This window comes from Shewanella sp. Isolate11 (genome assembly GCF_022398315.1).
Classification (GTDB): Bacteria; Pseudomonadota; Gammaproteobacteria; order Enterobacterales; family Shewanellaceae; genus Shewanella.
On sequence record NZ_JAKEVF010000001.1, the window covers coordinates 1,159,221 to 1,185,298 of the forward strand.

Sequence of the window (26,078 nt, forward strand, 5' to 3'; positions counted from 1 at the left end):
AAACCATAGTAAAACGATGAGTGAATAAGGATTTTATGTCAGATAATAGCGCTATCACGGTTAATAATCTCATTAAGTCAGTGGCTACCCAAGAGGGAAGGCTTACTATCCTCAACGGCATCAACTTAGATGTCAAGTTAGGCGAAAGTGTGGCGATTCTCGGCCCATCGGGTTCAGGTAAGTCGACCTTACTCGGATTACTTGCGGCATTAGATTCACCTACTTCGGGTGAGATTTATCTCGATGGTTCGCCGCTTCATGGCTTAGATGAAGAGGCCAAAGCGGCACTGCGTAAGCAAAAAATCAGCTTTATTTTCCAATCCTTTATGTTAGTAGATACCCTAAACGCCCTTGAAAATGTGATGCTGCCGGCTGAGCTTTCAGGTATAGAACAGGCCAGAGAAAAAGCCGAGGCGATGCTGGAACGTGTGGGGTTGAGCCACAGATTGACTCATTTCCCTAACCAGTTATCCGGTGGTGAGCAGCAGCGAGTGGCTATTGCTCGCGCTTTTATTTGTGAACCTAAGGTGCTGTTTGCCGATGAGCCCACAGGTAATCTCGATGGAGCTAACAGTGATAAAGTCGCCAATATGTTGTTTGAACTTAATCGTGAAAGTGACACCACTTTAGTGCTCGTGACCCATGACTTACATTTAGCTCAGCGCTGCGAACGTCAATTTATCATGGAGGCTGGCAGGCTAAGTGAATCCACTCTCGTCGAGCAGCCAGCCACACAGGAAAACAACTCGGTTTCAGTGGAGGCCAGTTAATGGAAAAGCGCATCGCTTGGAAGTTATTTAAGCGCGAACTATTTCAAGGTCAGCTGATGTTGATCATCTTGGCTATCTCTCTTGCTGTGCTTTCGGTTACCGGTCTCGCCAGAGTGAGTGAACGATTACAGATTGCCATTAATGGCCAGGCATCAAAGTTTATTGCTGCCGATAGAATCATTAATTCGCCAGTGCCACTTGATCCACAAATTGTTGCTAAGGCAGATGAATTGGGATTAAAGCATGTGGCCAGCATGCAGTTTAATTCAATGGTGTTTGCTAATGATAATTTTCAATTAGTGACAGTGAGGGCGGTTGCTGACGGCTATCCCCTTAAAGGTCAGATCGAATTAACTCAAGGCGCCACCGATAAACTGCCCGAATCCGGTAGTTTATGGTATGAAACTCGTTTAGGCGGAATTTTAGCTCATCCTAAGTCTTTGGAGTTGGGGAATGCGCAATTTAACCTAAGTGAAGAAATTGCACGTTTACCCGATGCGGGGTTTAATCCATTCGCTTCTTCTCCGGTCGTGCTCATGCGTTTAGATGATGTCGATAAAACCGGTGTGATTCAGCCAGGAAGCCGCGTCAGCTACGTGCATCAATTTACTGGTGATGCAGCTGCGCTAACGGCGTTTGAAACCGCGGTGAAGCCATTATTGAATAACAGTCAGCGTTGGGTTGATGTGCAGTCGGGAGACTCTCCAATTGCTAATGCTGTGCAGCGCGCAGAACGATTCTTATTGCTGGCCAGTTTACTGGGTATTGCGCTGGCTTGCGCCGCCATAGGTATTGCTGCGCAGCGTTATTGTCAGCGTCATTTCGATGTCGTTGCCATGCTGAAAACCTTTGGCGCCTCGGCAAAACAGATCCGTATTTTATTTGGTTTGCACCTGTTGTTGGTAACGGCATTAGGAGTTGTCATTGGTTTAGTGGGAGGCATAGCACTGGATGCGTTGATCACCGCTTATCTGCCGCAATCGATTGCGGATTATGGCGCGCCATTAACTCGCCCCTTGCTACTTGGCGTAGCAACTGGGTTAATTTCGGCATTTATGTTTTCGGCTTATCCGTTGATGCGCTTGTTGTCCATTCCACCATTGCGAGTGTTACAACGCCAGCTTGAAGGTGTGCAGTTGGGGATGTGGTTACACTTGTTATTGAGCCTTACCGCTATGGCGCTGCTGGGTTATCTCTATTCACAAAGCTTGGCGTTAACCATGACGGTTGTGGCTGGGGTATTACTACTGGGTGTGTTACTGAGTGTCTGCGGCTTTTTGCTGATCCGGGCTGGTCACAGCGTCGGTATGAAAACCACCAATCCATTGCAATTAGCACTGGCCGGGCTGAGACGTCGAGCCAAGCAAAATGCGGTGCAGTTAGTCGGCTTTAGTAGTGCTTTGGTACTGCTGTTGACCATTATAGCCTTGCGTCAAGATCTCTTAGATGAGTGGCAGAAACAGCTGCCAGAGCAATCTCCCAACTATTTCTTGGTCAATATTGCGCCTGATGAACAGCAACCACTGGAAGATTATTTTAATCAGCATCAAATAAAGGCAACTGATATCTATCCGGTGATCCGTGGCCGATTAGTTGAGATTAATGGTGAAACCTTAATCTCACGGGAACAAGCCGATGAAGGTGTAGAAGGTCGAGTGGGGATCTCTCGTGAGTTGAATTTGACTTGGCGCGAAAGTATGCCGCCCAATAATGATCTGCTGGAAGGCCAGTTTAATCAGAGTGCCGATGAGGTTTCTGTAGAATCCGGTGTTGCAGAGCGCCTTGGGGTCGGCATTGGAGACAGCCTGACTTATGTTATCGACAATCAAAAGTTAACCGTCAAGATTGCCAGTATCCGAGGCGTACATTGGGAGACGTTACAGCCTAATTTCTTCATGATTTTTAGCAAAGAAGCGTTAGCGCCCTTTGCTTATACCTCTATGGCCAGTTTCTATCTTAATGATAATCAGAAACCTTTAGTGCTTGAGTTGATTCGGTCATTTCCGACCGTATCTATCATAGATATTGGAGCTATGGTGAAGCAATTAAGACAGATTATCGATCAGGTTTCTTTGTCGCTGACATTGGTATTAGTACTGGTATTACTGGCGAGTAGCTTAGTGATGATAGCCCAAACTGAGGCGGGAATGGCAACTCGGCAGCGAGAGCTTGCGGTGCTACGTACCTTTGGGGGCTCAGGCTGGTTATTGCGTATGGCTACTGCACTCGAGTTTGCCTTACTAGGCGCCATTTCTGGGCTGTTAGCCGTTATTGTGGCTGAATTTACCTTATATCTACTTAAAACTCAGGTGTTTGAACTTGTCGTCTATATGCATTGGAATTGGTGGCTATTAGCGCCAGTATGTGGTGCATTAGTCGTGGCACTGCTTGGCACTTGGCGCTGTAGGCAGCTACTTCAAAAGTCCTGTAGCGACCTGCTCAAGGCGTGATTTGAGTTATAACAGGGTAATCACAACGAGCTGTTTAATCTCGGTTAAACAGCTCGTTAAATGCGTTATCTAAATCGGTAAATTTAAATTGATAGCCTGCCGCTTGAAGACGTTTGGGATAAACGTATTGTCCCTCTAACAAGAGTTCTGATAGTTCACCTAAAGCGATACTGAGTACTGACGCTGGTATAGGCAATAATGTCGGTCGATTGAGGACTTTACCTAAGGACTGAGTAAATTTTTTATTGCTGACAGGGTGTGGTGCGGTTGCATTATAGATCCCTTGGCATTGAGTATTTTCCAGTAGGAACAAGATGATTTGAATTAAATCTTGTTGATGTACCCAGCTCATTCCTTGCTCACCTGAGCCAACAATGCCTCCTACACCTAATTTAAATGGCAGTAACATCTTTTTCATGGCGCCGCCGTTTAATCCCAGTACCAGTCCAATTCGGATAATACAGACGCGAGTATAAGGCTCGGCTTCTAAGGCCAGCTCTTCCCAGCGTGAACATACGCTGTGGGGAAATTTTTCTTTGTCATCGGTGTCATGAAAGTGAGCCAGATTAAAATGCTCATCGAGGGGAGTTTGGCTATCGTGGTTGCCATAAATACCAATAGCTGAGCCGCTGATAAATACCGATGGCGGATTTTTACTGGCTTTAAAAAGTTGACTGAGTCTAGCTGTGATATCCCAGCGGCTATAACAAATGACCTGTTTATGTGCCAGGCTCCAGCGTTTGTCGGCAATGGGTTCACCGGCAAGGTTAATCACTGCATCGAAAGCATCGAGCGAGTTAAGGGCGCTAAGGTTACCGAGAAGTTTATGTTGCTGTCCCAGTTCGAGATGTGCTTTTCCTGCTGAGCGCGTCAGTAGTGTCAGCTCATTCGCTGGGCTTAATGCTTTAACCAGTTGTCGACCAATAAATCCGGTACCACCAGTGATGAGTATTTTCATAGCGGTTTCTTTTTAGCTGTAATAAGAAAAATATACACTACGACATCAATTTAGGATCACATTTCACCATTTTTCATAGGATGAGGTCTGTTTGGCGTTGTCGGTAATTTACCTGCGGGAATTGCTCCCACAGGCGAAAAGGAGAGGCTTTTGGCCTAACAATTATTACTGAGTCGGTTTCTTGTAGCACAGCTGCATGGAGACCGAATCGGCAAAGCGCAGTGCGTGTGGTTTATCAATTTCGACTTTGGCGACGTCGACCCAATCATGTTCGCTGGCAATATTGAGTACTTGATCGGTTAAGTGTTCCAGTAGTGAAAAGCGATTATTCTCAACCAAAGCAATGATTTTTTTAGTTATTGTGCGATAATTCAAAGCGTCTTCCATATTATCACTGTTGCGGGCTTTGGCCGCACAGTAATGGATTTCAGCGTTAATGGTGACGTCTTGCTTATTATTTATTTCGTCTTCTTTTATGCCAATATAGGTGCGTAGGCGTAAGTTTTTGATTCGAATGATGGCGATTTCAGGATTCATAAGCATTAGCGTGTATGTATAGGTAATTTAAGCCTATCAATTTTATGGAGTATTCAGAAGGATTTTATTTAGATGACTCGATTTGAAAACCAAGGTGTCGCTTTTAAGGGATTTGCGATCATGGCGTTTCTTGTGGTGATTATGGCGGGCATGAAAGCCGCCAGTCCCATCGTTGTGCCTTTTGTATTGTCGGCATTTATTGCGGTGATCTGTAATCCCGCTATTAATGGCATGACTAAGTTTAAAATTCCCAGAGCTCTAGCTGTGATGTTTATGATGATTGTCATCGTATTAATGGGATTGTGGCTCGCCTCTCTAGTTGGCAGTTCGATTAATGAGTTCTCTAAGCAGCTTCCTGTTTATCGAGTTCAATTAGTCGATCAGTTTGCATGGATATTGGAAAAGCTTAAGACCTTAAATATCGAATTGTCTCGCGAGCAGATTTTAGCTTATTTCGATCCCGGGGTTGCCTTGTCGATGACCACTAACATGTTATCCAGTGTCGGTGGGGTTATGGCCAACTTGTTTCTGATCATCTTAACTGTGGTTTTTATGCTGTTTGAGTCGGAAAACTTACCCAAGAAGTTGCACTTTGCCTTGGACGATCCCGATATGCGCCTCAAGCAAATTGATAAGTTTCTTCACTCGGTTAATCAATATATGGTGATTAAAACGTTAGTGAGCCTAGGAACAGGTTTGGTAGTTGGTGTCGGCTTGTCATTGATTGGTGTCGATTACGCTTTGCTATGGGCTGTAGTGGCGTTTTTATTTAATTACATACCTAATATCGGTTCAATTATCGCAGCGATTCCTGCGGTATTGTTGGCATTTATTCAGATGGGGCCAGCGACGGCAGGTGGCGTAGGGCTACTCTATTTCGCGACTAATATGGTCATGGGCAATGTGGTCGAGCCTAGGTATATGGGCCGCGGCTTAGGGCTTTCGACTCTGGTGGTCTTTCTTTCATTGATTTTTTGGGGTTGGTTACTGGGCTCGGTAGGAATGCTGTTATCGGTACCATTAACTATGATCGTTAAAATTGCTTTAGAATCGAGCCAAAGTGGCAGCTGGTTGGCCATTTTGTTAGCCGACAGAGTGGATGATTTAGTCGTGGAAACGAGCGGTAAAGCCGTTTTAAAAAGTGATCAAAATTAAAGGTAAATAGATTTAATGCAGTTATTTATTCAGGCGTTACAGCAGATCACTTTAGGTGAAGATGCTGAGCGCCTTTTTCACGGCCGTGGTGGAATGTTCCCTGAGAGTGAGCATCTCTGTTTAGACTGGTTTCCGCCGGTGTTGTTATTGACCAGCTTTAAAGAAATCACTCAAGATGAAGTTACTCGTCTAACCGAGGCGATAAACCAGCGTTTTAGTAGCGCAGTCCAGGATATCCCCGTTAATTTGGTGTTTCAACATCGCTGCGGTGGTCAAACTCAGACGCAAGTGTTGCAGGGCGAAGTGCCTGAGCCCCATTATGTGATGGAGAATGGCGCTAAGTTTCAAGTGCATCTGCTGAGAGGCCAAAATCACGGTTTATTTCTCGACATGCGTGCCGGGCGAGCTTGGGTTAAACAACACGCCAAGCAGCGTAAAGTACTTAATTTGTTTGCTTATACCTGTGGTTTTTCTGTAATGGCATTGCAAGGCGGTGCCGATGAAGTGATCAATATCGATATGAGCAAAGGGGCGTTATCCATCGGTAAGCAAAATCATCTACTAAATGATTTTGCCCATGGGGCGCGTTTTTTCGGGCATGATATTTTTAAGTCTTGGGGTAAGCTGACTAAGTTTGGACCTTATGATCTCATCATTGCCGATCCGCCAAGTAACCAACGTGGCAGTTTTGTTGCGACTAAAGATTATGCGCGCCTATTAAAGCGCTTGCCGAGTTTGCTCGCTGAGCAGGGGGATCTGCTGCTGTGTTTAAATGCACCAGAGCTAGATATTGCTTTTCTGAAGCAGCAAGTCATTGACCAATGCCCGACACTTGAGTTTGTCGAGCAGTTGGCTAATCCTTCAGTTTTCATCGATATAGATCCGAACAAAGCACTGAAAGTTTTGCGCTACAGACATCAATCAGATGTTTGATTTTTAATTTAGGTGAGAGACTCCATGAGCTTGGGGTGTAAAAAAGGGCTTATTTAAGCCCTTTTTTTATGGATGAGTTCTGGTTAATCATCGTAGCTAATCTCTAAAATCTAATTAATAACTAAACCTAGTCAATAGCCTAAGTACTCATTGAGCGATGAATTGCTATGGGATTCAATCAGCGCGGCAATACTGTTGTGATCGGGGCTTTTTAACGAAGCAAATTCGCTCATCAATTTACTTTGAACGTCGAATGGCATCGACATGGAGTCCATAAACATATGGATGGAAAGCAAATCTCCTTTGTGAAGTAGATCAGCCAATCGTTTTGCTTCAAATTCTACCAAAGCATTCATTGAACACCTCTCTAAAATACAAATCACTTTCTGGCCTCATATACTAATTCATAGCAGTTTGGTGGCATTCCCCTAGATTGTTTGGATTTAAGTGTTCACATTTTAATCGCTATAAGTGTTAATAAAGTGAAAGTCTTTCAGGTTTTTTTTCATATACTGGTGATTTTTATGTTTATTAGTGCTTTTTGACTAACTTTTCTGAAAGTTTTTTGAAAGTCATGTTTTTTTGAGGTATGATGCTGCTCAAATGGTTAGCCGATAGGCCAACTTAATACCTAAGGCAAAATGCATCAGATAAATGCATGCCTAGACCTACAAAGACCTGGAGTTGTTATGGAAGCTCACGATTACGAAAGTGCTTATTATCAAGTTAAAGATGAAGTACTTGAATCACTACCTGTAGAAAAGGATGAAGAGGCCTTCCTCGACTAATCATCCTGGTAAAAGTTTCGGCGTTAAAAGATAGATGCAAATGTCTGCTGGACTAAAAAAATAGCAACCTAAGGTTGCTATTTTTTTGTGTTGAATTTGAAATTGACCCGTTTTCCCGAGTTCTAATTAGTTAATATTACCTTTTTCGGGCAGCACTTCGACAATCAGCCAGCGGTTTTTGACCTTATGTAAACGAATCGTGCGATCGTCAATCCATTGTTCTCCGCCTTTCTTGCCGTACATTTTTACGATCACGGTGACATCTTTAGTAAATTTACGGAAGAAATCGATATCAATCTCTTCAATCTCCATGGTCACGTCAGTCATGGATAAGTTCAGCACGTGTCTTTGTACCGCAGAGGCTATGTAGTAGTGGCTGAGTACTTGCTTCATCGAATCGTCAACATACTCTTTCGCTTGCTCGACGTTTCTATCGACATAGATAGCATTAAAAAAACCCAGTGAGACTTGCTCTGGAGTTTGTGCGCCTTGCATGGTTTCAGAGTCAGGGTTACAACCGGTCAGCAGCAATAGTAGGATAAGAAAGCAGTTTTTCATGAGTGATAGCGCTAAGAATTTGTTATCAAGTATCTCGATTCTATTATTGTTTGGCAAGACTATAGTATGAACCTGATTTTTTATAGCCATCAGAAAAACCATTAAAACCGGTTTGCAGCTGCAAGTGTTGATGGTTAATCATGGGGCTGCAATTTCAATGGTTATCCACAGATTCTGTGGACAAGTATGTTGAAGAGTGATGGCATAATTATTAAGTTGTTGAACTAAAAGGTTAATATTTCTTGTTCATTTTTTGACGCATAGTGATAAGTGAACTATTTCACTCGATTATATTTCTCTTTTAAGCGACTTAAATTAAAAAGCCTGTCTATCGACAGGCTTTTTAATGTTGCACTTATATAGGAAGTTTATTCATTTTGTGAAGCTTGAATCGCAGTCAGTGCAATGGTGTATACGATATCATCGACTAAGGCACCTCGTGATAAATCATTCACGGGTTTGCGCATCCCTTGTAGCATGGGGCCAATACTGATGAGCTCGGCACTTCGTTGAACCGCTTTGTAAGTCGTGTTTCCTGTATTAAGGTCAGGGAATACGAAAACGGTCGCTTTACCCGCTACAGGGCTATCAGGTGCTTTCGATTGGGCTACATTTGGCATGACTGCCGCATCATATTGTAAAGGACCATCGATGATTAGATCCGGACGCTTCTCTTTGGCAATGCGAGTCGCTTCACGCACCTTATCCACATCAGAGCCAGTACCTGAGCTTCCTGTTGAATAACTGATCATGGCGACACGAGGTTCGATACCAAAGGCCGCTGCACTTTCTGCCGATTGAATTGCGATATCGGCGAGCTGTTCAGCATTGGGATCTGGGTTAATCGCGCAATCACCATAAACCAGCACTTGGTCTGGCATTAACATAAAGAAGATTGAAGAGACTAAGCTAGAACCCGGTGCCGTTTTAATCAACTGCAGTGGCGGACGAATGGTGTTGGCTGTGGTGTTTACTGCACCAGAGACAATACCGTCGACTTCACCTTGAGCTAGCATCATGGTACCGAGCACCATGTTGTCTTCAAGTTGCTCACGAGCAACCACTTCGGTAAGCCCTTTATGACGGCGAAGATCCAACATAGGTTCGACATAGCGGTCGCGTACCGCTTCAGGTTCGACAATTTCAACCCCATCACCGAGTATCACACCTTGTTGGCTAGCGATACGTTCTATCTCTTCTCGGTGTCCAATTAAAACACAACGTGCAATGCCTCGTTGAGCACAAATGGCGGCGGCTTCAATGGTCCTGGGCTCGTCACCTTCTGGCAATACCACGGTTTTGCGAGCAGCACGAGCAAGCTCAGTAAGCTTGTATCTAAATGCAGGCGGTGACAAACGGTGTTCGCGAGGGGAATTTTCGGTGATGGTTTCAACCCAATGCTGATCGATGTGGCTGGCGACATATTCCTGTACTTGCTCGATACGGACAGAATCATCGACAGGGACCTCATGGTCAAAACGTTGGATATTGAGTGAGGTCTGCCAGGTGTTGGTATCGATTAAAAATACCGGCAAACCGGTTTCGAAGGCCTGCTCACATAAGGACATGATCTCTGGCTCAGGTTCGTAGCTACCCGTAAGAAGTAGGGCGCCGACTTTGACACCGTTCATCGAGGCTAAACAGGCTGAGACTATAACATCTGAGCGATCACCCGATGTCACCAACAAAGAGTCAGTCTTAATGTGAGTCACCATATTTGGAATACTGCGAGCACAGAAGGTGACTTTACGGAGACGACGGGTATTCATTTCACCGGCATTGATGATGCGAGCACGTAAATGTTTTGCTAGATCAGATGCCCGTGGTGCGACTAAGTCTAGGTTATAAGGCACGCTACCGAGAATTCTGAGCTTACTTTTACCCGGCAGTTGGAACATGCTTGCGGTGTCAGGGCGTTGCGTGGTATTCGGGTCAAACACTTCTGAGAGATCTGGGCGAGCACGGCCCTCGTCATCAACCGGAGCGCCAATTTTGTTGATGATAGCACCAATGAGACGTTTGTTTTTGATGCCACCCCAAGCGTTGTATGCGATTTCGAGGCGATTCATCAGCGCCGTAGGTGTCTCATTTCCGGGCGCGGCGACGAAAATAATATCCGCATCCAGTGCCTTGGCTATCTGATAGTTTACGTCATCAGAGAAAGGGTGGTTACGGGTTTGTACTAAACCTTCGACAATCAGGGTCTCACTTGGCTCGGCAAATTCATTAGCACGAGCAATGATCTGCTCCATCAACACATCAGTCTGATCGGTGCGAATTAAGTTTTCCGCATGAGCCATATCAAACGGCTCTAATGGATTGACCGTGGGTGATTTACTGAGGATGGTAGTCGAACGCTCAGGGCCTGAGTCAGTTGGTCGCTGCTGGGCGATAGGTTTGAAGAAACGTACCTTGACGCCATGACGCTCTAAGGCACGCACCATCCCTAGGCTGATAGACGTTAAACCAACGCCGGTTCCATTGGGAATTAATATAATGTTGCGAGACATAATGACCTCTTTTTACACTGCTTACTCAAGGTTGGCAGCTTAATAAAATTCTGTGTCACAGGGGATAGCCCGCTGTGTTTACTGCTGTTGAAGCTTGATTCACTTTAAAAGTGATACGGCATCTTCGGCGATGACCCACTCTTCATTGGTTGGAATCACCATAGCAATAGGGCCGTTGTCTGTGGTGATTTGACCTTGTTTGCCAAAGCGTGCTGCGAGGTTGCGTTCTTTATCCACTTCGAAATTAAAGATTTCCAATAAGTTAAGCACTTTCTCGCGGATCACATCCGAGTTTTCACCGATGCCGCCAGTGAAAACTAACGCATCCAAGCGGCCAAGTGGCACTGTATAAGAGGCGATATATTTGGCTAAACGGTAGCAGAAAATTTCCAGCGCCAAAGTTGCGCCTTTATGACCTTGTTCATATCCCTCTTCGATACCACGGCAATCGTTAGTCAGCTCAGATATACCGAGTAGACCACTTTGTTTGTTCATGATGTTGTTAACTTCATCTAGGGTGTAACCGAGGCGATCGACTAAGTGGTAGATGATGGATGGGTCTAAATCACCACAACGTGTGCCCATCACCAACCCTTCCAGTGGTGTTAGTCCCATCGAGGTATCGACGCTCTTGCCGCCTTTGACAGCTGTCACAGAAGCGCCATTACCTAAATGGGCACAAATAACGTTGGTATCAGATAAATCTTTACCTAGCGCCTTTGCCGCTTCACGACTGACAAATAGGTGACTGGTGCCATGCATACCGTATCGACGAATATTATGCTCGCGGTAAAACTTATAGGGCAGAGCATAAACATAGGCGTGTGCTGGCATGGTTTGGTGGAATGCGGTATCGAATACGGCGACTTGTGGTAATTTGGGGAATGATGCCTTGGCGGCGCGAATACCGATCAAGTGTGCCGGATTATGCAGCGGTGCCAGAGCTGCGCAATCTTCAATGCCATGGATCACGTTTTCATCGATGATTACTGAGTGGGTAAACTTCTCACCACCGTGAACGATGCGGTGGCCAATGGCTTGGATCTGTTCAGCAATTTGTGGATGATCGGCCAAAATCTGAGTAACGATATATTCGACGGCTTCACGGTGAGCGGTAAAGGCACCAAGTTTCGCCTCTGATTTTTGACCGTCGACTTTCCATTTGATACGTGAATCTTCAAGACCGAAACATTCGGCTAAACCAGAAATTTGTTCATCACCTGTTAGGGCATCAATAATGGCAAACTTTAATGAAGAGCTGCCGCAGTTGAGGACTAATACCAATTTATTTGACATGTTAAAACCTTTTGCAAAGTAGATGAATCAATTAGGTTCACTAAAATTTAATGGCTGCAATAATATGTAGTGCAAGCTAAGTCATTTTGCCCAATTAAACGGGCTGAAAACTGTCAGGCTAGCGGAGCGAGAGCTTGGGACTCTGTTATTGCTTGTGCTAGAGTAAAGACATTGTTTCGTTGTTCAGGTGTCATCATTGACTGTAAATGTGTTTAAGACCTTAAATAAGGGACGTCATTATATGAAGACGTGGCCTATGGTCAGGCAGCTCAGTTTTTACTTTCCAGAATATCGTGTTGTTCGTGCGACTGAGCTGGCGATTCGTCTTATGCCGCCGTTAGCCGTGGTTGCAGCGAGTAGCCAACTTTACGCTGATGGTTGGGCTGCATTGCCACAAGCTATTACTATCGCACTATTTTTTATCAGTCTGCCTCTTCAAGGCTTATTATGGCTGGGATGGCGAGCTAATCATCCGTTACCATTATCCCTGTTTGATTGGTGTAATAATCTCTCTACCAAACTGCAAGGTATGGGGGTGACTTGTTCCCCTCTGGGTGCCAAAGCCTGTTATCAGGATATGGCCGTTATCTTAAAAATTGCTTTCGAGCGTCTCGACCGCAGTTACTGGGAAGAGCTTTAATTATTACTGCTATCGTTAATAGATGGCATTGATGCCCGCATCGGTAAAGACTTGCTTTATCTGCTCCATGGTTTCTCGGCTCGGGGGAGACACCCCATCAAGTTCGTAGGTTTCACCCAAGGCTTCCCATTTATGCTTACCCAATTCGTGATAGGGTAATAATTCGACTTTCTCTACATTGGTCATGGGTTTGATAAATTCTGCCAGACCTTTTGCAGACTCAACATCATCCGTGTAGCCACCAACTACTACATAGCGTATCCAGGTTTTTTGCTGGCGCTGTTGTAAATAGTGGGCGAAGGCGAGGGTACGGTGATTGCTGACTTTAGTTAATAGGTTGTGTTTGTCGTCATCGATATGCTTGATATCTAATAAGACTAAATCGGTGTTATCGAGGAGTTCATCGATGATTTGTGTGTATTTACGCACGAAACCATTAGTGTCAAGACAGGTATGTATGCCTTGTGCTTTACAGGCCTTAAATAGCTCTGCGACAAATTCCGCCTGCAGTATGGCTTCGCCACCGCTGGCTGTTACACCACCACCGCTAGATTCGAGAAAAGGTCGATAGCTAATGATTTGTTGCATTAGCTCATCGACCTCTATTTCACGACCCGCATGCAGATCCCATGTATCTCGGTTATGACAGTATTGGCAGCGCATTAAACAGCCTTGCATAAAAGTAATAAACCTAATGCCAGGGCCATCAACTGTACCAAAGGATTCTAGCGAATGAATCCGACCTTTTACTGTCATTGCGACTCCATTTATCTGAATAAATTAGGCTGTTGTTAATCACTAAACAGCCTAACTTAAATTCAGTAAAAATCTACCGTTAAAGCATGGGGTTGCAGAGAATTACATCCCTTTGGTAAAGGTACGGGTGATCACATCCTGTTGCTGCTCAGGTGTAAGCGCATTAAAGCGTACAGCGTAACCTGAAACCCGGATGGTCAGTTGTGGATACTTGTCAGGATTTGCAACGGCATCTTCAAGCATTTCACGATTCATTACGTTAACGTTGAGGTGTTGACCACCTTCACGTGCTTCGTTGTTCGCGAAATAGCCATCCATTAGCGCAGCAAGGTTAGACCGGCGACCATCATCATCTTTACCTAGAGCATTTGGCACGATAGAGAAGGTGTATGAAATACCGTCCTGTGCGTGAGCAAAAGGCAGTTTAGCGACCGAGGTTAGTGAGGCGATAGCGCCTTTCTCATCACGGCCGTGCATTGGGTTTGCACCTGGCGCAAATGGTGCACCTGCTTGACGACCATCAGGTGTTGTACCGGTTTTCTTACCGTAAACCACGTTTGAGGTAATGGTAAGAATAGACTGTGTTGGAATCGCGTCACGGTACATTTTTAAGTGACGGATTTTAGACATAAAGCGCTCTACAAGCTCTGTGGCTAACTCATCGACACGGGCGTCATTGTTACCGAATTTAGGGTAATCGCCTTCAATTTCGAAATCGACAGCGATACCGTTTTCGTCACGAACGGGTTTCACTTTGGCAAACTTAATCGCTGAAAGTGAATCGGCAGCGATAGAAAGACCCGCAATACCACAAGCCATAGTACGACGTACATCTCTATCATGCAGTGCCATTAGGGCCGCTTCATAAGAGTATTTGTCGTGCATAAAGTGGATTGCATTTAGCGCAGTAACATATTGCTTGGCTAGCCAGTCCATCATGGTATCTAGACGACCCATCACGTCATCAAAGCCTAAGACTTCATCAGCGATAGGTGTGAATTTAGGACCAATTTGCGTTTTTAGCTTCTCATCAACACCGCCGTTGATGGCGTAAAGCATCGTCTTAGCAAGGTTGGCTCGCGCGCCGAAGAACTGCATGTGTTTACCAACGACCATAGGGCTTACACAACAAGCGATGGCATAATCATCAGAGTTGAAATCGGGACGCATTAGGTCATCGTTTTCATACTGAATTGAGCTAGTGTCGATAGAGACTTTAGCGCAGTACTTTTTAAAGTTAAGCGGTAATTTATCAGACCAAAGCACAGTGATGTTTGGCTCTGGGCTTGGCCCCATGTTGTAAAGAGTGTGCAAGAAACGGAAGCTAGATTTGGTCACTAAAGTACGACCGTCTAATCCCATACCTGCAATTGATTCTGTGGCCCAGATAGGATCGCCCGAGAATAGCTCATCGTATTCAGGAGTACGTAGGAAACGCACCATACGTAGCTTCATCACGAAATGGTCAATCATCTCTTGAGCTTGTTGCTCAGTTAAGGTGCCGTTTTTGATATCACGTTCGATATAAATATCGAGGAAGCTTGAAGTACGGCCCAAAGACATTGCCGCGCCATTTTGGCTCTTCACTGCGGCTAGATAGCCGAAGTAAGTCCACTGAATCGCTTCTTTAGCATTCGTTGCAGGCGCTGAGATATCACAACCATAGCTTGCCGCCATCTGTTTCATCTGGCCTAGGGCTTTGTGCTGCTCGGCAATCTCTTCGCGTAGTTGCATGGTTGCTGATAAGTCTTCACCCGCTTCAAAACGCTCTTGTAGTGAAGAGAACTGAGCAAACTTGTCTTGCATTAGGTAGTCGATACCGTAAAGCGCGATACGGCGATAATCGCCAATAATACGCCCACGACCATAAGCATCGGGTAAACCAGTTAAAATACCTGATTTACGGCAACGCATGATCTCTGGGGTGTAGATATCGAATACCCCTTGGTTATGGGTTTTACGTAACTCTGAATAAACGTATTTGACGTTAGGGTCGAGTTCACGGCCGTAGGCGGCACATGAGCCTTCAACCATACGGATACCGCCGTTAGGTAACATGGCACGTTTAAGAGGTGCTTCAGTTTGAAGACCAACGATGGTCTCAAGGTCTTTGCTGATGTAACCAGCTTCATGAGAGGTAATAGTAGATACTTTTGAAGTGTCGAAATCGACAGGGGCATGAGTGCGGTTTTCTTGTTTAATCCCCTCCATCACTTTATCCCATAACTGGGAAGTCGCTTCAGTGGCATCTGCTAGGAAAGACTCATCTCCTTCATAGGGTAAGTAGTTAGCTTGAATAAAGTCGCGTACATTTACTTCAGACTTCCAATCACCAGGTGTAAAACCTTCCCACGCTTTGGTGAATAATTCAGTTTTATCCGTCATCGTACTAATACCTTCTGTTTGATATAAAGGTTATTGGGTATCGATTAGGCTGAGCAAGTGTCGCGATACACCAATAGCTAAATCTTAACAGCTTCTACAAATATCACCTGACTGAGAAGCTGTGTATCGAACCGTGTTAACGTGTCGATGAAATTTTCTTTAATTGAGCAGTTTCATTATCAGCAGTGTAAATAAGACAGAGATGAATGCATTGAAACTGATTAAAAATATAATTGGTAAGACCAATTTACCCTGTTGATATTAACATACCTGCTATATCGCTGCACCAGAATAGCTGAACAGATTGTCAAAACTGTTAACAAGCTATCATTTTGGTGTTGTTTCGCTATTGCGACTCATTTTTTATATCACAATATTTACAACAATATAGTTAAGTTATCGCTAATGTTGCGGTCATGCAATCATCAATCTGTATGACATGGTGCTAAAACAGGACTAGTGTATAAGTTAGCTTCCTATAGATTATCCCAGTAAGTATAGGAGAAAGCATTGAGTCAAGAGGGAGGCTTGTTCTACAGTTTTAGCATAAGACTTATTGGTAAGTTTGCTGAGGGAGTTAATAAGTGTTTTTCTCTTATTATGAGCCTCTAAAGGTAGGTTGAATTTAGCTGTGTTAAATAGGTTTTAAAGCGCAGTTGTTAGATGAGGTTGTTTATTTGATGTCTTTTTATATACTGCCGCTTTATAAAAAGCTTAGGAGTTTTATCAGTAATGGATCCAAGAGCTAAAATGAGTAAATTTGACTAAACCCATAGTGTGCTTTTATTAAGTTATTTAGATTTAAGCGATTTACCTTGCTGTAACTAATGGTTAACCTTAGGGTGAAATTTGCGACTGAGGCGTTTATTTGCTTGAGGTCACTTTTTGAGCTGTTTTTACTTTTATAAATGGTCATACCAATTTACAATATTTGTCTATTTCGTATTCAAACTTGTGTCACATACGGCATTGAAATACAAGCTGAGTACGATTGGGTTAGAGCTTTAGAATTTTATCCAAAAGGAAGAAAGTCATGCCATCTTTCTCGCAGCGTCCTCAGGTATTAGACGCTAAAATCAGTGCAGGCAAGCGTAATGTCAGCAATAGTACTTATCAAAATGCTGAACAATATGGCGTTGCTAAAATCGGTAAATCTGCACTGGAATCATTCATGCTTGCAGTGTTTGCTGGGGCGTTTATTGCTTTAGCTTTTGTGTTTTATATTACGGTGACCACGGGAGCAACAGGCCCATGGGGTTTGATTCGACTGGCGGGCGGTTTAGCTTTCAGTTTAGGACTTATTTTGGTTGTCGTTGCGGGTGGTGAGTTATTTACCAGCACTGTTTTAACCAGTGTCGCCTGGGCGCAAAAAAGGATCAGCAGTAAAACATTAGCCGTGGTTTGGGCTCGAGTTTTCGTGGGCAACCTTGTCGGTGCAATAATAGTCATCGGCTTAGTATTTGTTGGTGGAATGCATCAATTAGATGGCGGCGCCTGGGGATTAAATGCGCTACATATTGCGCAGCACAAATTGCATCACACATGGGGACAAGCATTTGCTCTGGGCATTCTGTGTAACATGCTGGTATGCCTTGGTGTGTGGATGACCTTTGCGACCAAAGATGTATTAACTAAGGTTATGCTTTTAATCTTACCGGTTGCGATGTTTGTCAGCAGCGGCTTCGAGCACAGTATCGCCAATCTCTTTATGGTGCCATACGGTATTTTGGTTGCTAACTTTGCGGGTAGTGGTTTTTTTGATTTGGTAGGCGTCAGTGCCGCTGAATTTAGTGATTTAACCCTTGGTAACTTTGTCTCTCATAACCTGTTTCCTGTGGTGCTAGGCAATATTGTCGGTGGTGGGGTATTTGTTGGTTTAGGTTATTGGTTGACTCAGCGTGTTAATCAGACAGCGCAAGCGTCACAAAACCCACCGGTCACTGCACAAGTAAGTAAACCTACTGCGGGATTGCATATTAATGATGTGATGAATCAAGTACCTATTACGCTTCATTCCGAACAGTCGGTATTTGAAGGTTTTAAATGTCTCAATGAGGCGGGTGAGAGTGGTGCACCGGTACTTGATGCGAAGCAGAGATTAATCGGTTATGTGACTCAGCAAGATTTGCTAAAAAGCATCTGTTCACAAGCGGATATGCACAACAATAAGGATAGAGTCGCAGATATTATTCAGCGTTAGTTTTCTCCTTAGCGCTAATTTAAGATGGACTATTACCTATAGTCATCACCTCCGTTGGCCACTCTTTGGCCAACGGGTTTAGGTTCATCGCATCAAAATTCCGTGATGCGAGCCTTAATTGTTCTAAATCCCCCTAACAATTCCTCTTAAGTGTAATCCTTGTTGAATTGGTTTATATTTGCCGGAAAATAATCATAAGATTGGTTTTCCCATGTCCTTAAATGTCGAAAAGACTTGTGTAGATAAACATCAGAACGTAAAAAACTGGCAGATGCCAGATACACTGGTCATCATCTTCTTTGTTGCCTTTGCGGCGATGTTACTGACTTACCTTGTTCCCGTTGGCTCATTTGAGACGCAAGAGATCATCTATCAAACCGATTCAGGCGATAAAAGCCGTAATGTAGTCGACCCTAACTCATTTCGATTTCAACTCGATGCTGCTGGTGAAGCCATGAAGCAGCCTGTGGCTTTGTTTCAAGGTGACGGTGGTGTCGGTTTCTTTAATTTTGCATTCGAGGGACTGACCTCGGGCTCAAAATGGGGAACGGCCATCGGTGTCATCATGTTTATGTTGGTCATCGGCGGCGCCTTTGGTGTGGTGATGGAGACCGGCACTATCGATAATGGCATCTTACGGCTGATCGATAAAACCCGTGGTAATGAAGCATTGTTTATTCCGGCGCTGTTTACACTGTTTTCTTTGGGCGGTGCGGTTTTCGGAATGGGTGAAGAGGCAATCGCGTTCGCGATCATTATTTGTCCTTTGATGATCCGTTTGGGGTTTGACGGCATCACGACAGTCATGGTGACCTATGTCGCCACTCAGATTGGTTTTGCCAGCTCTTGGATGAACCCTTTTAGTGTGGCGATTGCTCAGGGTATTGCAGGTGTGCCAGTGTTATCGGGAGCTGGCGTACGTGGTGTAATGTGGGCAGGATTTACCTTAATGGGGGTCATATTCACTATGCGCTACGGCGCTAAAATACGTGCCAATCCACAGCGTTCTTACAGTTATCAAAGCGATCAATATTTTCGTGAACATCAAAGTCATGCCAGTCTCGACAGCCGCTTTAATCTAGGTGATATCTTAGTGTTACTGACCATTTTGTTAACGGTCATTTGGGTCATTTGGGGCGTGATTGCTAATGCTTGGTTTATCCCTGAAATAGCTAGCCAGTTCTTTACCATGGGGATTGTAGTGGGGATCATTGGTGTGCTGTTTAAACTCAATAGCATGACTATCAACCGTGTCGCAACCAGCTTTAAGCAAGGGGCTGGCACTATGCTTGAGCCGGCTATTTTAGTCGGTAGCGCTTCAGGGATCTTAATTTTGCTTGGCGGTGGCGATCCAACCACTCCGAGTGTGCTTAATACCTTGTTAAATGGAGCTGGGAGTTTTATTGGTGAATTACCTGGGGCGTTATCGGCTTGGTTTATGTTGTTATTCCAGTCGCTGTTTAATTTCTTTGTTACCTCAGGTTCTGGCCAGGCGGCGTTAACCATGCCGTTAATGGCTCCCCTTGCCGATATTGTCGGTGTTAGCCGTCAGGTGGCTGTGTTGGCGTTTCAATTAGGCGATGGCTTTACCAATGTGTTATTACCAACCTCCGCTTCTTTAATGGCGACGTTAGGTGTGTGTCGTGTCGATTGGGGAGTATGGATAAAGTTTATTTGGCGTTTTATGTTGGCGTTATTTTTAGTATCGAGCGTACTGGTTATTGTTGCCCATGAAACCGGCTGGTATTAAGATTTTGATGCGCTTGAATTTTATTAAAAGTGTTCAAGTTAAAACTGTTAAATCTTTTAAGATGAAATGGTTTTATTTTAAAGGTTTGAGTGATCCAGCAAAAGCAATGAGTAATAAGTTTATTGTATATTGTGGATTAGGTTTAGAGTGTGAATTTTATCGGATGAGAATGGTTTAATAAGTTGGATTACTAATGCATTAGTCTGACTATTTTTATTAAACTTTTTGATTGCCTTCTTATATCAAAAACGAGCAATAATTAAGTGTTGTTTGAGTTGATTAATTGATTACATTTAGTGATAAAAAAACGGCATCTTATGATGCCGTTTTTAGGTTTTAAGTTAACTGAGAATTAGAATCTCATTTCACCTTCGATGAACCACTCTTGTCCACGTGCATTGTAAGTTGAACGTGGGTAGTGTGGCCAGCTAGTGTCAGTTGGATCGAAGTTAGGACCTGCGTCGAACAAGTTAACGATACCCGCTGAGAGCTTGATGTTATCAGACACATGGTAAGCACTGGTTAAATTCCAAGTGGTTTGCGAAGCAACTTCATAATCACTCTCATTGAAGTCAGCGCCGTTAGCGATGGCAGATGCTTTCAGTGACTTGTAGTTTACACCGTGCATACGAGCGGTATGGTATGCGCCAATCGTTAACTCTACATCGTCAATGAACCAGCCAAGTACTGCGTTAGTGCGGTATTGTGGTAGGCCACCGTTATCGATGTCATCTTCAATCGGATCCGTTGGTGAAAGTTGGTACTCAGAGTTAAGGATATAAGTACCGCTAACATTCAGCTTTAGATCACCGAAAGAAGCTAGATCCCAACCATAACCAACAGTTAGGTCGATTCCTCGGACTTTTTGGAAGGCAAGGTTTTGAGCCGTAGCGTTGATATGAGTGATTGTACCGCTTGCATCACGAGTGATCATGTTTGCATACTGTTGGTACTCACGTGCAGCCTTGCTTGCGCTAATGCTGCTGACCATATCATCAAGTTTCCATTCCCAAAGATCGAACGAAGCATTTAGGCTGTCACCACCCCAAACTGCACCGATGTTAGCTGTGTAACCTGTTTCAGCGTTGAGGTCTTTATTTGCGCCACCAGTGGTTGTGATATGCAGTTCATTACACACTTCATTGATATGTGCATCGGCATTGACTTGACCTGGAGTACCGCCTAGGGCTTGGCACTGTTTAAAATCGATAACCGTGTTGAAACCATTGGTTGGATCGCCATATACGCGGTGCATGTCTGGAGCACGGAAAACGCGTGAATAGGCACCACGGATCAATAGTTCATCGATAGGGCGATATTCAACAGTGATCTGTGGTGAAACGTTACCACCGAAATCGCTGTAGTCGTCGTAACGGATTGCACCGTTAACAGTGAGGTCCTCAAGTACAGGTACGCTTAATTCTGCATAGGTTGCCCAGTATGAACGCTCGCCGTGACCAGAAGAACCACCTGTGGTTAAAACGTTACCTAGAGAGGTTTCTGAATCGGTATTAGAAGCGTAATCTTGCTTGGTATATTCAGCACCAAATGCAAATTGTGCATCGCCTGCTGGCATTTCAAAGGCGTGACCAGAAATGTTAGCTTGAACGTTTTTCTGGGTTGACTGTGCAGCTTCAAATGGGGTGTAAGACATCGCTTCAACATCACTTGCCGCAATAGGACTTAGCAGTGAATTACCGTCAGTACCTGCTGTGATGTAGTTAAATACGCTAGCAATGGTACCGTAACCGCTTCGGGTAGCATCAACATTGGTACGGCCATAGTTAACTGAGGCATCCCAGCTATATTCATCGGCGAGTAAGCCTTCGAAACCGGCACTGAAGAAATAGTTACGGGTCTTAGTTTCAGTTGTTCGGCTACCAAACTCGTGCAGGCGACGAGCATAGTAATACTCGCCATCGGTAGCGTTTGCAAAGTCACCGCCAAGAGCCGTTGTCTTATCGTTAAAGGTTTTGCTTAGATTGCCAGATGAAACCGTTAAGCTATTGCCGTTAACAGTAATGTCGTAGTCATCAATTGCCATTGATTCAATGTTAGTCGTTGACTTGGCTTCGGCGAAATCTAAACGACCGACGAAACTTATGTCGTCGTTGAGCTCATAGTTGAATGTCGTAGTACTAATGAATCGACGATTTTCTGGAGAAAGATCACGCTCAGAAGAACGGTCATAACCACAAGTTGAACCTGTCCAAACAAATCCGCCTGCAGCACATTCATCTGCAGTTAGCACACGGTATCCGCTACCTGTACCCGCAATACGAGCACCGTACGAGCTGTATGCTGAATATGGACTAGTAGCCACTTTATCGGTATGAACACCAAAGTTTTCACGATCCGTTGCTCTTAGTACTTCAGTGTCGGTGAATTCGATAAAGGTCGAAATATTACCGCGGTCAGACGATGAGCCTAGAGAGAGTGCAACACGGTCACTTTCGCCACCACCATTGCTGGTATCGCCATGGCGATATTTGACTGCCGCGCCTTCGAAATCTTTTTTCAAGATAATGTTAACAACACCACCTACAGCATCGGCACCATAAATCGCTGAACCGCCTGATTGCAATACTTCGATACGTTGTACCGCTTCCATTGGCAGGTTAGCGGTATCGACGAAGTTGTTTACTCCGCCAGCTGCTTTTGGATATTGGTTTAGACGCTTACCATTGATCAGGGTTAGAGTACGGTTAGCCCCAGCGCCGCGAAGGCTGATAGAAGAAGCTGCAGGAGTAAAACCATGTACTTCTTGAGTGGTCATTGCACCCGTAGTAGAAGTTAAGCTTTGTAGTGCGTCTTGAATATTGTTGAAACCTTGTTTTGCCATGTCATCAGCGCTCATGACGGTAACAGGTGTTGCTGTTTCCATATCGGTACGCTTAATACGTGAACCTGTAACTTCGATACGTTCAACTTTTTCATCATCAGCTGCTGCATACACAGCTGGGGCACTCAGTGCAGCAGTGGCAGCACCACCAATTAATGCATAACGCACAGCTTTAGCCAATATAGTATTAGGCTGCATTATTTTCTCCCTGGAACGACATTATAATTTTTAGTGTTAACTTTATTTTGATAAAGCTTTTTTAATTTAGATAAAGCTTTTCAATTCATCACTTATGTTGACAAGCTTTTAACTCGGCAGCGATATAATCATAGGGAGATAACAACTGCAACATGGCTGTTACAGGGATGTTTTATTTTATGTTGATAAATAAATTTTCATTTTATTAACTTAAATAAAACCTTGGTTAGGTATTTTTGTTTGATTTGTACTCAATGTGCTTTTCTTTGTGGAGAGTTGTTTTTATTTTGTGTGGTTTGTATGTGTTTTGTTTTTTATTGGTTGATTTATTTTTCGTTAAATGTTTTTTAATTTGATGGTAATTGTTTTTTTATTGGTTAAATTGTTAGTTAAATAAACATAGGTAAAGAAATAAATTATAAATTAATTGAACTTTTTGTGAGCTATGTATCATAAGATTTTTACAATATTTGCTTGGCCGATATTGAGAATAATGAAAATGTATCTGTGCATAAGAGCGTTTTTTACCGTTTTATCCTACTAGAGCTGGCTATAACGGCTGTTATACCAATCAAAGTAAATTAGTGGTCAGCCCGTTTGTAACAGAAAAGGGCGAAGGAAAAATTGTCGAGAACAAGGCGTAAATTGCAGTAAATAGTTATTCTAATAACAAAATTTACAACACGGTTATCGGCAATTTTAACTAGCAAGAATGATCAGATAATTACTGCGATTGGTATTAAATCGATTTGAGTGTGGGTTATCGGTAAGGAGCTTTTATGATTGCTACTGCAGGATTGTTATGAATGGAATGTTTATAAGGCTTTGATATGTAATATCAAAAAGGAGCCAGTAACTACGGCTCCCTTTCTCATCGGTTTTTTATCAAATGGTTAAATACGATGATTAAAAATTATGGCTTTAGCTTGCAGCGCAATAAGGTATGTCCTAAGCCAATATTATCGATATCTTGATCGACAAAGAGTCCCGCTTTAGAGATAAGCTTTAACATATCTTTTGAGTGATACATACGACTGTTACCGTTAGCCATGGCGGTGAAATAGAGTGAGGTCGCGTTGACGCAATAGGCTCCCGCCTCGAAGGGTTGTCTATCCCAATAGGTTTCTAATATGCACAGTTCACTATCAGGTCGCATATTGGCGGCGGTATTTTTTAAGATGGTCAAAATTTCTTGCTCTGAAAAACAGTCTAAGAACTGGCTCATCCAGTACAGATCGCCCCCAGAGTAGAATGGGGTGTTTTCATCTAATAAGTTACATTCAAAGCCAGAGACTCGATCTGCTACCCCTTGTGTTTTTGCATTGGCAAGAGCGACTCGTAATTGCCCTGGCAGATCCATAATGGTGACCTTCACCTTGTTATCGAAGCCAGTGCAAGCTAATGCCCATTTACCTGTATTACCGCCAATATCGACAATGGTCTTAGGCTGATGTTGAAAGATAAGAGGTAATAAGGCTTCAAAGGCAAAGTCGGAGTAGAAATGATCGAATTCGAACCAGCTTTTTTTCGCCTCTAGGGGCAATTCACTCAAGGTAGGATAGATGGTTTCCCAGTCGCCAAACACTTTCAACCCTTTAGCCTTTCCTTCAAGCAAAGAGGCATCTAAATCGTATAAACCTTGATAGCAGACATCGTGGATGAAGTTTAAGTTTATCTTTGCCATTTCATCGTTAAGCATGAAGTCACCAATTTTATCTAATTGGTATTGTTCATCTTTTAGCCACAACAACCCCATGCTCAAGCCCATATCAAGCAAAACTCCGGCGGCGTACTCGCTGATATTACACTGGCTGGCGATGTCGGAACGACTACAGTTTTCACCTTTAGCCTTGTCGATATAGGCCAAGATATTGAATTTTAAGAGACAACGGGCGACTTGAAAGGCGACGGGAGCGAAGGCGATTTTCTGCGCTTCAAATTTAGCATCAAAAGCTTTTATCGATTTTGGGTTTTGATAGAAAGTCACTGTGAAAGAGCCTCGGCTTGCAATGAATTAATCAATAATAGCTATCACTCTACCTGTAACAGCGGATTAAGGCACTAATCAAAGTGTTAATAATCGAGCTAGTTCGCGAAATTGCTTTAAATACTGCGAGTTAAAGTGAAATAGCTAGTGCATTGTGCTAAGTCAAACAGGCTAACAGAGCATTATGTGTCAGCTGTTTTTTCATCTGTTGAAAATCCTTAAATAGATAATAAAAAGCCCTAGAGTGTCAGCTTTGCTGGCTTGGTCTCTGGGGCTTTAGTTTTGTCGCTAGTGTCTACTTAAACTTACTGGATATTTTCCGCGTCACTAAACTGACCTTGGAATAATACAGAAGATAAGTAACGCTCTGCAGCTGAAGGAAGAATGACAACAATATTCTTGCCTGCAAACTCAGGTAATGCGGCAATACGATTGGCTGCCACTACAGCGGCGCCAGAAGAAATACCAACTAAGATACCTTCTTCTTTCATTAAGCGTTGTGCCATCTCAATAGCATCTTCGTTGCTTACCGCTTCAACACGATCAATCAAATCAAGATCTAAGTTACCAGGGATAAAACCAGCACCGATACCTTGGATCTTATGAGGACCAGGCTGAACCGTTTCGCCCGCTAGAGTTTGAGCTATCACTGGAGAATCCACAGGCTCAACGGCAACAGAAGTAATTGCTTTACCTTGGGTATTTTTAATATAACGGCTCACACCTGTGATAGTACCACCTGTTCCCACACCAGCAACGACGACATCGACAGTGCCGTCTGTATCGTTCCAAATTTCTGGGCCGGTTGTTTTTTCATGGATCTCAGGGTTCGCTGGGTTATCAAACTGGCCTAAGATAAGGTATTTCTCTGGTGCTGATTGACGTAGCTCTTCGGCTTTGTCGATAGCGCCTTTCATGCCTTTAGCACCTTCGGTAAGTACCAAGTTAGCACCTAAGGCTTTAAGCAATTTACGACGCTCCAGACTCATGGTGTTTGGCATAGTTAAGGTTAACTTGTAGCCACGAGCCGCAGCAACATAGGCCAAGGCAATACCTGTGTTACCTGAAGTCGGTTCGATGATCTCTTTATCCGCAGTGAGTAAGCCTTTTTTCTCAGCATCCCATATCATGTTGGCACCGATACGACACTTAACGCTAAAGCTTGGGTTGCGCGCTTCAACTTTAGCCAGAACTTGGCCGTTACTTACACGGTTTAGGCGAACAAGAGGTGTGTTACCTATGGTATGTGAATTATCTTCGAAAATTTTACTCATGGATTGCTTGCTCCTTAAAGTTATACAGATAAATCATAGTGCGAAATCAGCAGTTTAGAAATGCTAGTTTCATCTTCGTTATTCCTTTTAG

At 43.8% G+C, this 26,078-nt stretch carries 18 protein-coding genes; 7 read left to right on the plus strand and 11 right to left on the minus strand.

Annotated elements, in window-relative coordinates; genetic code table 11:
- The first annotated feature begins 35 nt into the window (after positions 1-35).
- Complete coding sequence (locus L1D21_RS04990) at positions 36-770, plus strand: ABC transporter ATP-binding protein (RefSeq protein ID WP_239844112.1); 735 nt, start codon at positions 36-38, stop codon at positions 768-770.
- Complete coding sequence (locus tag L1D21_RS04995; RefSeq protein WP_239844113.1) at positions 770-3,220, plus strand: FtsX-like permease family protein; 2,451 nt, start codon at positions 770-772, stop codon at positions 3,218-3,220. Before L1D21_RS04990 ends, L1D21_RS04995 begins: the two co-directional genes overlap by 1 nt.
- Positions 3,221-3,254: 34 nt before the next feature.
- On the opposite strand, the gene L1D21_RS05000 is transcribed toward L1D21_RS04995, so the two are convergent.
- Both L1D21_RS05000 and folX read right to left on the minus strand, forming a co-directional pair.
- Positions 3,255-4,178 carry a TIGR01777 family oxidoreductase gene (locus tag L1D21_RS05000; protein ID WP_239844114.1) on the minus strand — a complete coding sequence of 308 codons (924 nt, stop codon included), beginning with the start codon at positions 4,176-4,178 and terminating at the stop codon, positions 3,255-3,257.
- A 165-nt stretch (positions 4,179-4,343) separates the two neighbouring features.
- Positions 4,344-4,715, minus strand: coding sequence for a dihydroneopterin triphosphate 2'-epimerase (folX, locus tag L1D21_RS05005; RefSeq protein ID WP_239844115.1), 372 nt, complete (start codon positions 4,713-4,715; stop codon positions 4,344-4,346).
- Positions 4,716-4,787: 72 nt separating this feature from the next.
- On the opposite strand from folX, the gene L1D21_RS05010 reads away from it, so the two are divergent.
- Positions 4,788-5,870 carry an AI-2E family transporter gene (locus tag L1D21_RS05010; RefSeq protein ID WP_239844116.1) on the plus strand — a complete coding sequence of 361 codons (1,083 nt, stop codon included), beginning with the start codon at positions 4,788-4,790 and terminating at the stop codon, positions 5,868-5,870.
- A 15-nt stretch (positions 5,871-5,885) separates the two neighbouring features.
- A complete protein-coding gene (locus L1D21_RS05015; protein ID WP_239844117.1) occupies positions 5,886-6,803 on the plus strand; it encodes a class I SAM-dependent methyltransferase in 918 nt (305 codons plus the stop codon).
- Between the two features lie 131 nt (positions 6,804-6,934).
- On the opposite strand, the gene L1D21_RS05020 is transcribed toward L1D21_RS05015, so the two are convergent.
- The 4 genes from L1D21_RS05020 to ackA all read right to left on the minus strand — a co-directional run bounded on the left by L1D21_RS05020 (position 6,935) and on the right by ackA (position 11,955).
- Positions 6,935-7,159 carry a hypothetical protein gene (locus L1D21_RS05020; RefSeq protein WP_239844118.1) on the minus strand — a complete coding sequence of 75 codons (225 nt, stop codon included), beginning with the start codon at positions 7,157-7,159 and terminating at the stop codon, positions 6,935-6,937.
- 558 nt (positions 7,160-7,717) lie between these two features.
- A complete protein-coding gene (locus L1D21_RS05025; RefSeq protein ID WP_239844119.1) occupies positions 7,718-8,149 on the minus strand; it encodes a hypothetical protein in 432 nt (143 codons plus the stop codon).
- Positions 8,150-8,517: 368 nt separating this feature from the next.
- Complete coding sequence (gene pta / locus L1D21_RS05030; RefSeq protein ID WP_239844120.1) at positions 8,518-10,659, minus strand: phosphate acetyltransferase; 2,142 nt, start codon at positions 10,657-10,659, stop codon at positions 8,518-8,520.
- Positions 10,660-10,758: 99 nt separating this feature from the next.
- Positions 10,759-11,955: an acetate kinase gene (gene ackA, locus L1D21_RS05035; RefSeq protein ID WP_239844121.1), complete on the minus strand. Its 1,197-nt coding sequence runs from the start codon at positions 11,953-11,955 to the stop codon at positions 10,759-10,761.
- A 196-nt stretch (positions 11,956-12,151) separates the two neighbouring features.
- Here ackA and yfbV point away from each other — a divergent pair, with 196 nt between their 5' ends.
- Entirely contained in the window at positions 12,152-12,595 is a 444-nt protein-coding gene (gene yfbV, locus L1D21_RS05040; protein WP_239844122.1) for a terminus macrodomain insulation protein YfbV, read from the plus strand.
- Between the two features lie 15 nt (positions 12,596-12,610).
- On the opposite strand, the gene pflA is transcribed toward yfbV, so the two are convergent.
- Positions 12,611-13,351 carry a pyruvate formate lyase 1-activating protein gene (gene pflA, locus L1D21_RS05045; RefSeq protein ID WP_239844123.1) on the minus strand — a complete coding sequence of 247 codons (741 nt, stop codon included), beginning with the start codon at positions 13,349-13,351 and terminating at the stop codon, positions 12,611-12,613.
- A gap of 102 nt (positions 13,352-13,453) precedes the next feature.
- On the minus strand, positions 13,454-15,736 hold the full coding sequence (gene pflB / locus L1D21_RS05050; protein WP_239844124.1) for a formate C-acetyltransferase: 2,283 nt from the start codon (positions 15,734-15,736) through the stop codon (positions 13,454-13,456).
- 1,033 nt (positions 15,737-16,769) lie between these two features.
- Between pflB and focA the strand changes: the two genes are divergently transcribed.
- A complete protein-coding gene (focA, locus tag L1D21_RS05055) occupies positions 16,770-17,936 on the plus strand; it encodes a formate transporter FocA (protein ID WP_239844125.1) in 1,167 nt (388 codons plus the stop codon).
- A 211-nt stretch (positions 17,937-18,147) separates the two neighbouring features.
- Positions 18,148-19,686, plus strand: coding sequence for a putative basic amino acid antiporter YfcC (gene yfcC / locus L1D21_RS05060; protein WP_239844126.1), 1,539 nt, complete (start codon positions 18,148-18,150; stop codon positions 19,684-19,686).
- A gap of 352 nt (positions 19,687-20,038) precedes the next feature.
- Here the strand turns inward: yfcC and L1D21_RS05065 are convergent, their stop codons facing one another.
- The 3 genes from L1D21_RS05065 to cysK all read right to left on the minus strand — a co-directional run bounded on the left by L1D21_RS05065 (position 20,039) and on the right by cysK (position 25,987).
- The gene (locus L1D21_RS05065; RefSeq protein ID WP_239844127.1) at positions 20,039-22,726 is read right to left on the minus strand and encodes a TonB-dependent receptor; all 2,688 of its coding nucleotides are present in this window, start codon (positions 22,724-22,726) and stop codon (positions 20,039-20,041) included.
- 913 nt (positions 22,727-23,639) lie between these two features.
- Positions 23,640-24,713: a methyltransferase gene (locus tag L1D21_RS05070; protein WP_239844128.1), complete on the minus strand. Its 1,074-nt coding sequence runs from the start codon at positions 24,711-24,713 to the stop codon at positions 23,640-23,642.
- A 305-nt stretch (positions 24,714-25,018) separates the two neighbouring features.
- Positions 25,019-25,987: a cysteine synthase A gene (cysK, locus tag L1D21_RS05075; RefSeq protein WP_239844129.1), complete on the minus strand. Its 969-nt coding sequence runs from the start codon at positions 25,985-25,987 to the stop codon at positions 25,019-25,021.
- Positions 25,988-26,078: the final 91 nt, after the last annotated feature.